Annotated in this window: 15 protein-coding genes and 1 riboswitch; of the genes, 7 read left to right on the top strand and 8 right to left on the bottom strand. The window is 70.2% G+C overall.

What is annotated here, in order from left to right; all coding sequences use genetic code 11:
* Nucleotides 1-3: 3 nt before the first annotated feature.
* Nucleotides 4-630 carry a LytR C-terminal domain-containing protein gene (locus tag FB471_RS13480; RefSeq protein ID WP_246076392.1) on the bottom strand — a complete coding sequence of 209 codons (627 nt, stop codon included), beginning with the start codon at nucleotides 628-630 and terminating at the stop codon, nucleotides 4-6.
* 14 nt (nucleotides 631-644) lie between these two features.
* On the bottom strand, nucleotides 645-965 hold the full coding sequence (gene napA, locus FB471_RS13485) for a nucleoid-associated protein NapA (protein ID WP_142001886.1): 321 nt from the start codon (nucleotides 963-965) through the stop codon (nucleotides 645-647).
* Nucleotides 966-1,108: 143 nt separating this feature from the next.
* Here napA and FB471_RS13490 point away from each other — a divergent pair, with 143 nt between their 5' ends.
* Nucleotides 1,109-1,669 (top strand): peptide deformylase, encoded by a 561-nt coding sequence (locus tag FB471_RS13490; protein ID WP_141998352.1) that lies wholly within the window; start codon nucleotides 1,109-1,111, stop codon nucleotides 1,667-1,669.
* Between the two features lie 194 nt (nucleotides 1,670-1,863).
* Here the strand turns inward: FB471_RS13490 and FB471_RS34105 are convergent, their stop codons facing one another.
* On the bottom strand, nucleotides 1,864-2,004 hold the full coding sequence (locus FB471_RS34105; protein WP_170220800.1) for a hypothetical protein: 141 nt from the start codon (nucleotides 2,002-2,004) through the stop codon (nucleotides 1,864-1,866).
* Nucleotides 2,005-2,299: 295 nt separating this feature from the next.
* Between FB471_RS34105 and thiC the strand changes: the two genes are divergently transcribed.
* The 3 genes from thiC to thiD (FB471_RS13505) are packed head-to-tail and all read left to right on the top strand — an operon-like array spanning nucleotide 2,300 to nucleotide 5,688.
* Complete coding sequence (gene thiC, locus FB471_RS13495; RefSeq protein WP_281287391.1) at nucleotides 2,300-3,961, top strand: phosphomethylpyrimidine synthase ThiC; 1,662 nt, start codon at nucleotides 2,300-2,302, stop codon at nucleotides 3,959-3,961.
* Nucleotides 3,958-4,785, top strand: coding sequence for a bifunctional hydroxymethylpyrimidine kinase/phosphomethylpyrimidine kinase (gene thiD, locus FB471_RS13500; RefSeq protein WP_141998354.1), 828 nt, complete (start codon nucleotides 3,958-3,960; stop codon nucleotides 4,783-4,785). Before thiC ends, thiD (FB471_RS13500) begins: the two co-directional genes overlap by 4 nt.
* 54 nt (nucleotides 4,786-4,839) lie before the next feature.
* Entirely contained in the window at nucleotides 4,840-5,688 is an 849-nt protein-coding gene (gene thiD, locus FB471_RS13505; RefSeq protein WP_141998356.1) for a bifunctional hydroxymethylpyrimidine kinase/phosphomethylpyrimidine kinase, read from the top strand.
* 56 nt (nucleotides 5,689-5,744) lie between these two features.
* On the opposite strand, the gene FB471_RS13510 is transcribed toward thiD (FB471_RS13505), so the two are convergent.
* From FB471_RS13510 to thiO, 4 genes are all read right to left on the bottom strand, one after another.
* Complete coding sequence (locus FB471_RS13510) at nucleotides 5,745-6,188, bottom strand: MarR family winged helix-turn-helix transcriptional regulator (RefSeq protein WP_141998358.1); 444 nt, start codon at nucleotides 6,186-6,188, stop codon at nucleotides 5,745-5,747.
* 116 nt (nucleotides 6,189-6,304) lie between these two features.
* Nucleotides 6,305-7,090: a thiazole synthase gene (thiG, locus tag FB471_RS13515; RefSeq protein ID WP_141998360.1), complete on the bottom strand. Its 786-nt coding sequence runs from the start codon at nucleotides 7,088-7,090 to the stop codon at nucleotides 6,305-6,307.
* A gap of 2 nt (nucleotides 7,091-7,092) precedes the next feature.
* Nucleotides 7,093-7,293, bottom strand: a complete 201-nt coding sequence (gene thiS, locus FB471_RS13520; RefSeq protein WP_141998362.1) for a sulfur carrier protein ThiS — start codon at nucleotides 7,291-7,293, stop codon at nucleotides 7,093-7,095.
* A 238-nt stretch (nucleotides 7,294-7,531) separates the two neighbouring features.
* Nucleotides 7,532-8,668: a glycine oxidase ThiO gene (thiO, locus tag FB471_RS13525; RefSeq protein WP_141998364.1), complete on the bottom strand. Its 1,137-nt coding sequence runs from the start codon at nucleotides 8,666-8,668 to the stop codon at nucleotides 7,532-7,534.
* Nucleotides 8,664-8,770, bottom strand: a riboswitch (TPP riboswitch). Its footprint overlaps the gene before it by 5 nt.
* A 31-nt stretch (nucleotides 8,771-8,801) precedes the next feature.
* On the opposite strand from thiO, the gene thiE reads away from it, so the two are divergent.
* Nucleotides 8,802-9,476: a thiamine phosphate synthase gene (gene thiE, locus FB471_RS13530; protein WP_141998366.1), complete on the top strand. Its 675-nt coding sequence runs from the start codon at nucleotides 8,802-8,804 to the stop codon at nucleotides 9,474-9,476.
* On the opposite strand, the gene FB471_RS13535 is transcribed toward thiE, so the two are convergent.
* Nucleotides 9,459-10,286, bottom strand: a complete 828-nt coding sequence (locus FB471_RS13535; RefSeq protein ID WP_141998368.1) for a hypothetical protein — start codon at nucleotides 10,284-10,286, stop codon at nucleotides 9,459-9,461. The genes thiE and FB471_RS13535 overlap by 18 nt on opposite strands.
* Before the next feature lie 267 nt (nucleotides 10,287-10,553).
* Here FB471_RS13535 and FB471_RS13540 point away from each other — a divergent pair, with 267 nt between their 5' ends.
* Both FB471_RS13540 and FB471_RS13545 read left to right on the top strand, forming a co-directional pair.
* The gene (locus FB471_RS13540) at nucleotides 10,554-10,850 is read left to right on the top strand and encodes an ArsR/SmtB family transcription factor (protein WP_246076714.1); all 297 of its coding nucleotides are present in this window, start codon (nucleotides 10,554-10,556) and stop codon (nucleotides 10,848-10,850) included.
* Nucleotides 10,847-11,236 (top strand): VOC family protein, encoded by a 390-nt coding sequence (locus FB471_RS13545; RefSeq protein WP_141998371.1) that lies wholly within the window; start codon nucleotides 10,847-10,849, stop codon nucleotides 11,234-11,236. The genes FB471_RS13540 and FB471_RS13545 overlap by 4 nt, the downstream gene beginning before the upstream one ends.
* Nucleotides 11,237-11,245 lie beyond the last annotated feature (9 nt).

Consider the following 11,245-nt stretch of genomic DNA (forward strand, 5'->3'; position numbering starts at 1 on the left):
GGCTCAGTTCTTGCCGCCGCTTCCGGCGCCCGCGTAGTCCTTGGTGACGATCACGATCACCCCGGGGCTGGAGTCGGCGATACCGTCGAAGCGGGCCTCGGCCCGCATCCCGAAGGTGTCGGCGAGGACGCGCGCCGCCGCCTCCTCCCCGGTTCCCGGGCGGAAGTACGCGGTGGTCTCCGGGATGATCCCGGAGGAGTAGTTGCTGGTCTCCACCACGGTCCAGCCCTGGCCGCGCAGGTCGTCGGAGGCGCGGTGGGCCAGGCCCTTGATCTTGCTGTTGTTGTAGACCCGCACCGAGACCGTCTTGGCGGCGGCCTGCCTGTCCTCGGCACCGGGCCCGTCACCCTCGGGATCGCCCGGTTCCGCACCGCCCGGCTCGGACGGCGAGTCGCTCGCGGTGGTCTCGGTGCCTTCGGTCGGGGTACCCGTCGTGGTGGTGGAGGTGGTGGGCGGCGCGGAGGTCGGGTCGCCGCCCGGCTCGTCCGGGCCCGCCGGGGTGGAGGTCGCGGGCGGCGCGGCGGTGTCCTCGGAGTCACCGCTGGTCAGTACCGTCACTCCACCGACGACGGCCGCCGCCACCGCGACGGCGAGCAAGCCGATCCCCGCGGCTCGCGCCGGCCTGGACACACCAGAGAAGTTGCTCACAGCTCGATTCCCAACCGCCGTGCCGCGCGGGTGCGCTGCCTGCTGGCGCGCATCTTCCGCAGTCGCTTGACCAGCATCGGATCGGCACGCATGGCTTCCTGCTTGTCGATCAGCTGGTTGAGTACCTGGTAGTACCGCGTCGGGGACATGGCGAACAGCTCACGAATCGCCTGTTCCTTCGCCCCGGCGTACTTCCACCACTGCCGCTCGAACGCCAGCACCGCCTCCTCGCGGCTCGACAACCCCTCCGCGGGCTCGCCTGCGGGCGCGGGCGTGGACGGCGTACCCGATGTGGCCGTCGACTCCGCGGCGTCCATCTTGCTCCTTCGCATCGAGTCGTGCTCAATCAGCGAATGACACGGCTGTCGTTCCGATGCGCCATTAGATCACGCCCGTCGATGCGAACGCAGGCATCACTCCCGGCGCGTCACGCCGGGAGCCGCCGGTAGTATCCGAACGCGTGACCGTCCACGCTATCCGCATCGCCGGTGACCCCGTGCTGCACCACCCCACCCGCGAGGTGGAGACGTTCGATGAGGAGCTGCGCACCCTCACCGGGGACATGTTCGAGACGATGTACGCCGCCCAGGGCGTCGGGCTCGCCGCCAACCAGATCGGTGTCGACCTGCGGGTTTTCGTCTACGACTGCCCGGATGACGAGGGGGTACAGCACAAGGGGCTGGTAGTGAACCCGCGGCTGGAGGTCTCGGAGATCCCGGAGACGATGCCCGACCCCGACGACGACTGGGAGGGCTGCCTCTCCGTTCCCGGTGAGTCCTACCCCACCGGGAGGGCGAGCTGGGCGAAGGTCACCGGCTTCGACCTGGAAGGTCAGCCGATCGAGGTGGAGGGCACCGGCTACTTCGCCCGCTGCCTGCAGCACGAGACCGACCACCTGGACGGCTACATCTACCTGGACCGGCTCGTCGGCAGGCACGCCAGGGCGGCCAAGAAGATGCTCAAACACAACAAATGGGGTGTGCCCGGAAACAGCTGGCTTCCGGAGCCCGCCAGCGCCTGAGCCCGTGCTCCACAAGGCGCGCTGGCCGTCGGCCAGGCGCCCGCACCACCGTGCGCAGGTACCTTCTTGTCCCGCCCCTAGCCCGGTTCGAGGAGCTCGGCGGGGTCGAAGTCCAGGGCGAACGGCTCGATGACGCGGAACCGCTCAGTCGCGACTCACATAGGCGTTCGCCGCCCCCTCGTATGGACTCATCGTCAGATATCCCCCAGGCACTCGTACTTACGGGCGTGTACCCGGGGAAGCGGCAGGTACTGCTCCGCCAACTCGGTGTTCCACATCCCGTAGAACTCCACCAGCGGGTCGAACTCGGGAGACACCATCAACGGCTCCGCCACGTTCCTGCTCCTTTTCCCGTGCGCCTGGGGACGCACTGGCAAGTATGCCCCAGTCGTTCCCGCCGACCCAGCCCTGACCAGTGCGAACGGATCCGTTCGCCCAAGATCCCCCGAAAGGATGGAGCGCGGTGGCGGTTGTGGTCTTGCCTGCGACGTGGCATGGTCGAGGAACAACCACACACACCGCGGGAGCTCGCGCCTTGGCGGGCTGAGAGGGTGGCTGGTGCCCGATCCGGGGACCGGTGCCGCCGACCGCATGAACCTGACCGGGTAATGCCGGCGTAGGGAGTGAATCGTGACGACACTGGAGAACTCCGCCGCGGCCAACGCCACCGATGCCGTTCCGCAGGTGACCACCGGGCCGATCACCGGCTCGCACAAGGTCTACCACCAGACCGAGTCGGGTCTGCGGGTACCGGCTCGGCGCGTCGATCTTTCCAACGGCGAGCACTTCGACGTCTACGACACCTCCGGCCCGTACACCGATCCGGACGCGCGAATCGACGTCCACAAAGGACTACATCCGATGCGTTCCGGCTGGATCGACGGGAGGGAGCACGGAACACAGCTCGGCTGGGCCAAAGCCGGGGTGATCACCCGCGAGATGGAGTTCGTGGCGGCACGTGAGCGGATGGACCCGGAGTTCGTCCGCGCCGAGGTCGCCAGCGGCAGGGCGGTCATTCCGGTCAACCGCAAGCATCCGGAGAGCGAACCGGCGATCATCGGGAAGAACTTCCTGGTGAAGGTCAACGCCAACATGGGCAACTCCGCCGTCTGGTCCTCTGTGGAGGAAGAGGTCGACAAGATGGTGTGGGCCTCCCGCTGGGGCGCCGACACGATCATGGACCTTTCCACCGGCAAGCGTATCCACGAGACCCGCGAATGGATCATCCGCAACTCGCCGGTCCCGGTCGGCACCGTGCCCATCTACCAGGCGCTGGAGAAGGTGAACGGCGAGCCGGAGAGGCTCACCTGGGAGATCTACCGGGACACCGTGCTCGAGCAGTGCGAGCAGGGCGTGGACTACATGACCGTGCACGCGGGCGTGCTGCTGCGGTACGTGCCGCTGACCGCGCGGCGGGTCACCGGGATCGTCTCCCGCGGCGGGTCGATCATGGCGGCCTGGTGCCTCGCGCACCACAAGGAGTCCTTCCTCTACACGCATTTCTCCGAGCTGTGCGAGATCCTGCGCTCCTACGACGTGACCTTCTCGCTCGGCGACGGCCTGCGCCCCGGTTCGATCGCCGATGCCAACGACCGCGCGCAGTTCGCCGAGTTGGAGACACTGGGCGAGCTCACGCACATCGCCCGCGAGCACGATGTGCAGGTGATGATCGAGGGGCCAGGGCACGTCCCGATGCACAAGATCAAGGAGAACGTGGAGCTGGAGGAGAAGCTGTGCGGAGAGGCGCCCTTCTACACCCTCGGTCCACTCGCGACGGATATCGCGCCTGCCTATGACCACATCACCTCGGCCATCGGCGCGGCGCAGATCGGCTGGTACGGCACCGCGATGCTGTGCTACGTGACGCCGAAGGAACACCTCGGGCTGCCGAACAGGGACGACGTGAAGACCGGTGTGATCACCTACAAGATCGCCGCGCACAGCGCTGACCTCGCCAAGGGTCACCCGCACGCCCAGGAATGGGACGACGAGCTCTCCAAGGCGCGTTTCGAGTTCCGCTGGCACGACCAGTTCAACCTCTCGCTGGACCCGGACACGGCTCGGGCCTTCCACGACGAGACGCTGCCCGCGGAGCCGGCCAAGACCGCACACTTCTGCTCCATGTGCGGACCGAAGTTCTGCTCCATGCGGATCACCCAGGACGTGCGCAAGTACGCCGAGGAACACGGGCTGTCCACTGTGGAAGCCATCGAGGAAGGCATGCGGGAGAAGTCGGAGGAGTTCTCCGAGCACGGCAACCAGGTCTACCTCCCGGTGGTCCAGCAGCCGTGACGGCGACACCGCGGACCGCGCTGACCATCGCCGGCTCCGACTCCGGCGGTGGCGCGGGAATACAGGCCGACCTGCGTACCTTCTTCGCCTGCGGGGTGCACGGGATGAGCGCGATCACCGCGGTCACCGTGCAGAACTCCCTCGGCGTGCAGGGATTCTCCGAGGTCCCGGCGGAGACGGTGACCGCGCAGATCCGGGCGGTGGCAACGGACATGGGCGTGGACGCGGCGAAGACCGGGATGCTGGCCACCGCGGAGATCATCACCGCGGTGGCACGCACCCTCGACGAGGTCCGCATCGGACGCGAGGGACAGGTTCCTTTCGTTGTCGACCCGGTCGCCGCCTCGATGCACGGCGACGCGTTACTGCGCGAGGAGGCGCTGGAGGCGATCCGCACCGAGTTGCTCCCGCGCGCCACCCTGGTGACCCCGAACCTGGACGAGGTCAGGCTGCTCACCGGGCTGACGGTCACCGACCCGGGCAGCCAGCGCGAGGCGGCGAAGGCGCTGCTCGACCTCGGCGCGCAGTGGGTACTGGTGAAGGGCGGGCACCTGGAAGGTGTCCCGGACTGCGTGGACCTGCTCTCCGACGGCACGCACGTCGTGGAGCTGACCGGGCCGCGTTACGACACCCGGCACACCCACGGCGGCGGGGACACGCTGGCCTCGGCGATCACCGCGTCCCTCGCCAAGGGGCTCGGCGTGCCGGACGCGGCCGAGGCAGGCAAGCGGTTCATCGAGCGGGCGGTCGCCGAGTCCTACCCGCTCGGCTCCGGGATCGGCCCGGTCTCCCCGTTCTGGCGCCTCTCCGGCGCAGGACACTAGGTGCCGGCCGGGCCGAGTTCCGCCGGTGACCGGGCAGGCGGTGATACTGGGTGGATGGAACACGCGGAGAAACCACCGCCCGCCGCGCTGACCATCGCCGGCTCCGACTCCGGCGGGGCCGCCGGGCTGCAGGCCGACCTGCGCACCTTCCTCACCTGCGGGGTGCACGGGCTGGTCGCGGTCACCGCGGTCACCGTGCAGAACACCCTCGGGGTGCACGACCGCTCCGACGTACCGGCGCGGATCGTCGCGGGCCAGATCGAGGCCGTGGCCGCCGATATGCCGGTCGGGGCGGCCAAGACCGGCATGCTCGCCTCCGCGGACATCATCGCGGCGGTCGCCGCGGCCTGCGATGAGGCCGGCATCGGGCGGGACCAACCGATCCCGTTCGTGGTCGACCCGGTGGCCGCCTCCATGCACGGGCACCCGCTGTTCGACGAGGCCGGGCTGACCGCGCTGCGCGCGGAACTGCTACCGAGGGCGACCGTGCTCACCCCGAACCTGGACGAGGTGCGGCTGCTCACCGGGATCGAGGTGACCGGACGCGCCGGGATGCGCGCGGCCGCGGCGGCGCTGCACGCCCTCGGGCCGCGTGCGGTACTGGTGAAGGCGGGGCACCTGATGGACGAGCAGGACTGCGTGGACCTGTTCTATGACGGCGAAACGGTCACCGAGTTGCCCGGTCCCCGGTTCCGCACCCCGCATACGCACGGCGCGGGGGACGCGATGGCCTCGGCCCTGACCGCCGGGCTCGCCCGCGGGATGACGCCGGTCGAGGCGGCCCGGTTCGGCAAGTGGTACGTCACCGAGGCGGTCCGCCACTCCTACCCGATGGGCGCCAAGGTGGGCCCGGTGTCGGCGTTCTGGCGGTTGGAACCGGAGCCGGGCACGGCCGGGAGCTGATGACCCCCGGGTAACATCCTCACGTCGGGGTCCCATGCGCAACCCCGCGCGCCGGTTCAGGTGTCCGCGGCCTCGTCCTCCGCGAGCAAGGACTCGAGCGCGGGCAACGCGGCGACCAGTGCCTCGCGCTGCTCATCGGGAAGCCGGTCGATGCGCCTGCCCAACTCCTGTACTCGGGTGGATCGCACGCCGGACACCAGCCGCCTGCCCTCCTCGGTGGCTGTGGCCAGCCAGGCCCTGCGGTCGATCGGATCGGACTCCCTGCGTACGTAGCCCGACTCGACCAGTGCGGCCACGATCCTGGACATGGTGGCCGCGGCGACTCCTTCCTTGGCCGCGAGATCGCCCAGCCGTAGCTGCCCGTAGTGCGCGAGCGTGGCCAGGGCGGAGATCGCCCCGTGCCCGGGGCCGGGCGTTCCGGCCTGGCGCAACGAGCGGGACAACCTGCCGACAGCCAGGAACAGCCTTCCCGGAACATCGTGAGATGGCGACGTGGTCACCTAGCGCTCCTTCGGTGTGCGCATGGTCGTCGGCCCGGCACGCGTACGCGAACCGGGGGAAATTGTCGTCAACCATACGTGCTGAGCGCCCGGCGTCCCCGTGGAAGTCGCAATTCTCAGCGTGGCGGGCTGGAAGCCCGCGCCCAAAAGCGTTGCGGAATGCGTCCGGCAGCGGATGCCAGCCGGCCGCCCAGCACCGCGGAGCGCATCGCGAATGCCATCCGTTCCGGGTCTTGTGCCCTGGTCACGGCGGTGGAAAGGAGTACGGCGTCGCAGCCCAGCTCCATCGCGAGAGCGGCATCCGACGCGGTGCCGATGCCCGCGTCCAGCACCACCGGAACATTCGCCCGGGAAACGATCAATTCGATGTTGTGTGGGTTGCGAATACCCAGCCCGGTGCCGATCGGCGAGCCGAGCGGCATCACCGCTGCGCAACCCGCCTCCTCCAGCCGCAACGCGAGCACCGGATCGTCATTGGTGTATGCCAGCACGGTGAATCCCTCGGCGACGAGCCGTTCGGCGGCGTCGAGGGTTTCCACCGGGTCGGGCAGCAGGGTGCGCTCGTCGGCGTGCACCTCGAGTTTGATCAGGTCGGTCTCCAGCGCCTCCCGTGCCAGTTGCGCGGTCAGCACCGCCTCGGCGGCGCTGCGGCAGCCCGCGGTGTTCGGCAGCAGCCGGATTCCCAGCCGCCGCAACAGCTCCAGCACCCCGGAGCCACCTTCGGCGTCCGCCCTGCGCATGGCGACGGTGGTCAGCTCGGTACCCGAGGCGAGCAGCGCCTTCTCCAGTGTTGCCAGGTTTCCCGCGCCACCGGTGCCGATGATCAATCGCGACCGCAGCTTGTGTTCGCCGATGACCAACTGATCGTCGGATCCGTCCGGGAATTGTGTGTGTCGCGACATTCTCAACCTCCCTGCACCGCGGTGAGCACCTCGAGCCGGGCGCCGTCGGGGACCACGACCTCGTCCCACCGGCCGCGGCGGACCAGCTCGCCGTTCAGCGCGACCGCGACCCCGCGGTGGGTTCGACCCAGCGCCTCCAGCACGGTCGTGAGCGTGCTGCCCTCGGCGAACTCCCGCTGTTCGCCGTTCACGTTGACCTGCATTCAGACCATCTCCTCGAGAGTCTGTTCCTGAACTGGACTTCGCCGCTCGAGGCGAGCGGAAGAACTCGCCCTCCCGTCGCCCACCACCACCCACACGGTGGCGCTGCGCGCCGCGGTGACCATGGGCCTGGCGGCCCGCGGTCGCTGGGTCGTTCTGAATAACCCTCCGGGCGCATCACCTGCGAAGGTGACGATGGTGCCGGAGTCCGAGCCCGGCCGAACCGATCGTGTCGCGAGTTTAGAAACAAGCGCTGAACCTCTCGGGGCGCGCGGCGAGGACACAGTCCGGTCGCGCCTCGCCGGCGAGCATGGCCACCACGGCGTCCGCGGTGACCGGGGCGAGCAGCAAGCCGTTGCGGTGGTGCCCGGTGGCGACCAGCACGCCGTCGCCCAGCTCGCCGATCTGCGGCAGGTTGTCCACACTGGCGGCGCGCACCCCGGCGGCCGCCTCCACCACCTCGTACTCCGCGACCGCGGGGAACACGCGCTCGGCCCCGTCCAGCAGCTCGCGGAGGCCACGCGCGGTGACCGTCTCGTCGAACCCCGCCTCGTACTGGGTCGCGCCGAGCACCAGCTCGCCCCGTTCCCGTGGCACCAGGTAACAGGGCCGCCCCTCCACCACCGCGCGCAGGGTGTGCGTCGGCGGCGGCAGGGTGCCGCGACGGGTCCGCAGCCGCAGGATCTCGCCCTTGAGCGGGCGCACCCGGTCGGCGAGCTCGGCGTGCAGCCGTGCGCTCCACGCCCCGGCCGCGATCAGTACGGCGTCGAAACCACGGGTCGAGGCGTGCGTGCGCACCTGCCGGGCTTCGACCTCCAGCGCGACCTCGGGGACGAATCCGACCCCGGCGGCCTGTGCCGCGTCCCGCAGGGACATCAGCAGCCTGCGGTTGTCCACCGCGAGATCACCCGGCACCAGCAGCCCACCGTGGACCGCGGGCCCCACGCCCGGCTCGACGCGCCGCAGCTCGCGACCGGACAGCCAGCTCGCCTCCCTGCCGAGCGAGGCGAGGTAGCCGGCGAGGATGTCCAGTTGCTCGGCATCGGCCCGGTCGAAGGCGGCCACCACGGTACCCGCGCCGGACAGGCCCGGGTCGGTGCCCGCGGCGCGCAGGTCGGCGGCGAACCCCGGCCAGCGCCGCAGCGATTCCTCGCCCAGTTCGAGCACGTGCTCCTCACCGGGCCAGGCCTCGGTGACCGGGGCGAGCATGCCGCCGGCCAGCCAGGACGCGCTGCGGCCCGGCACGGGGTCGACCAACTCGGGGTCGAACGCGGGGTCGAACAGGGATACCCGGTGCCCCGCCGCGGCCACGCGCCAGGCCACCGCGAGCCCGATCACGCCTCCGCCCACAACGGCGAGGTCAACCTTGTCCTTCATCGACGATCACGCTCCCTGCGCCGGCATGATCCGGATCAGGTTCCACGGTCGGAGCGGCGGCTCCCTCTCAGCCCGTACCCTCGGGCTCCCGTGCGGACACCTTCACGGTATCGCGAGCCACTACGGTGGCGCCATGCCAGGTCTCAATGGTGACCAGATCCGTGACCGCCTCGCCGAAGCCCGGCTGTACCTGTGTACCGACGCCAGGGCCGAGCGTGGCGACCTCGCCGAGTTCGCCGATGCCGCGCTGGCCGGTGGGGTGGACATCCTCCAGTTGCGGGACAAGTCCGAAGGCGCGCCGCTGGAGGCCGGCCAGGAACTCGCCGCGCTGGAGATCCTGGCCGAGGCCTGTGCCCGGCACGGCGCGCTGCTGGCGGTGAACGATCGCGCGGATATCGCGCTGGCCGCAGGCGCCGACGTGCTGCACCTCGGCCAGGACGACATCCCGGTGCCGGTGGCAAGGCGGATCCTCGGCGCGGACCCGGTGCTCGGCCGCTCCACGCATTCCTGGCCGCAGGCCGAAGCGGCGGCGGCCGAACCGGGGGTGGACTACTTCTGCACCGGCCCGTGCTGGCCGACCCCCACCAAGCCGGGGCGGGAGGCGCCAGGGCTCGACCTCGTGCGGGCCACCGCGAGCGCCGCGCCGGCTCGCCCGTGGTTCGCCATCGGCGGCATCGACCTCGAACGGCTGCCGGAGGTCCGCGCCGCCGGGGCGGAACGTGTCGTGGTGGTCCGCGCGATCACCGACGCGCCCGACCCCCGAGCCGTCGCGGAAGCGCTCACCCGGGAACTACGACCCGGTTCCTGAGCTCCCCTCGTCCGAACGGCCGTTGCCCCCACCGCCGTCACCGCCGTCACCGCTGCCTGGCTCGGCGGATCTGCTGGAGGTCGGTGGGGACGAACTCTCCGGCGTACTGGGCGTGCTCTCCGGCGTCTCGGTCGGATCCGGTGTGTTGTGCTCGCCCTCCTCGCCGTCCTCCGGCCGCGGGCGCTCGCCGGTCCCGCTCGGCGGCGCGGTGCCGGAGTCCGTGCCGCCCGGCGACTCCCCCCGCTGGTCACCGCCGGCCGGCTGGCCACCGCCGCCACCGACGATCCGGCCGATCGTGCTGCCCTCTCCGCCGGAGACCGGCTTGCCGGTGGTCAGCTCGAACCCGGTCAGCACCAGCATGCCGAGCACGAAGGCGAGCACGCTGGTGGCGATGATCAACGGCCAGCGCAGCCTGCCCAGCCGGGTTCGCGCGCCCTCCTCGACCCCGGGCTCCTCCTGGCCGGGTCGCGGGAGCGGGACGGTGCGGTCATCCCCCTCGGGCGCGCCCTCCGCGCTGACCGCCTTCTCCTGCCGCGATCTGCCACCGGCCAGCACCCGGGACCGCCGCGCCGCCTCTTTGGTGCGATGCAACGACCGCAGGTACAGCTCGCTGCCGATCGTGGTCGCCACGCTGATCACGCCTGCCCCGAGCACGGTGCCGTACACCCCGAGCGACGAGCCGAGAAACGCCGCGGTGACCGCCGCCAGCCCCGCGGCGAGCACCTGCAACGGCTTGACGCCCGGACCCTTCGACTCCTCCGATTCCTCGCTGCTGCCCTTCTCCTTGGTCATGTCTTTCGCTTTGCTCACGACTCCCCGAATCTCCCGCACTCTCAACGGGTAAGGCGATCCGGAGGCTCCCGGCGTTGCCGAAAGGTGAGCAGCACCACTGCGACCGACAAGAAAGTCCACAAGGGACAGTAAATCCTTGACGATTACTTGACACTCAGCGGGTTACGCACGATCCGGACCCTTCCGAACGGGACCCGCCCGAAACCCGGCGACGGCACGACGAGCGAAGCCCCGCACGACCCTCCCCTTGACAGGCAAGTGACAACTTGCCTATAAATGGTGTCCGTGGACGCGGACTCCGACCTGTTCAAGGCCATTGGCGACGCGACGCGACGCACCATCCTGGACGAGCTGACCGACAAGGACGGTCAGACGCTGTTCGAGATCTGCGGCCGGCTGGCCATGAAGCACGGCCTTGCCTCCTCGCGCCAGGCCATCTCGCAGCACCTCGCGGTGCTCGAACAGGCCGGCCTGGTGCACACCCGGCGGCAGGGCCGGTACAAGTTCCACCACATCGACCCGAACCCGCTGCGCTCGATCGTCGAGCGATGGCCCATCGACCGAGAGGAACCGAACCCGTGATCCGCATCAACATCACCAGCGTGTTCGTCGACGACCAGGCGAAGGCGCTGGCCTTCTACACCGAGAAGCTGGGGTTCATCAAGAAGACGGACGAGCCCGCGGGCGGGGCCCGCTGGCTCACCGTGGTCTCCCCCGCCGCCCCGGACGGCGTCGAGCTGCTGCTGGAGCCGGACGGCCACCCCGCGGCGGGCCCGTTCAAGGAGGCCCTGGTCGCCGACGGCATCCCGTTCACCCAGTTCGCCGTCGATGACGTGTACGCCGAGGTCGAGCGGCTCAAGGGGCTGGGCGTCGAGTTCACCCAGGACGCGACCGACCTGGGGCCGGCGGTGACCGCCGTCTTCGACGACACCTGCGGCAACCTGATCCAGCTCGCCGCCATGAAGTAGCCGGTCACC

The sequence above is a fragment of the Amycolatopsis cihanbeyliensis genome, from assembly GCF_006715045.1.
GTDB classification, from domain to species: Bacteria; Actinomycetota; Actinomycetes; order Mycobacteriales; family Pseudonocardiaceae; genus Amycolatopsis; species Amycolatopsis cihanbeyliensis.

What these genes read in the sequence shown, in the direction of transcription:
- napA (WP_142001886.1), bottom strand. Translation starts at nt 965, where the DNA reads ATGGACGCCGCGGAGTCGACGGCCACATCGGGTACGCCGTCCACGCCC.
- thiO (WP_141998364.1), bottom strand. Translation starts at nt 8,668, where the DNA reads ATGAAGGACAAGGTTGACCTCGCCGTTGTGGGCGGAGGCGTGATCGGG.
- thiG (WP_141998360.1), bottom strand. Translation starts at nt 7,090, where the DNA reads ATGTCGCGACACACACAATTCCCGGACGGATCCGACGATCAGTTGGTC.
- thiD (WP_141998356.1), top strand. Translation starts at nt 4,840, where the DNA reads ATGGAACACGCGGAGAAACCACCGCCCGCCGCGCTGACCATCGCCGGC.
- thiE (WP_141998366.1), top strand. Translation starts at nt 8,802, where the DNA reads ATGCCAGGTCTCAATGGTGACCAGATCCGTGACCGCCTCGCCGAAGCC.
- thiS (WP_141998362.1), bottom strand. Translation starts at nt 7,293, where the DNA reads ATGCAGGTCAACGTGAACGGCGAACAGCGGGAGTTCGCCGAGGGCAGC.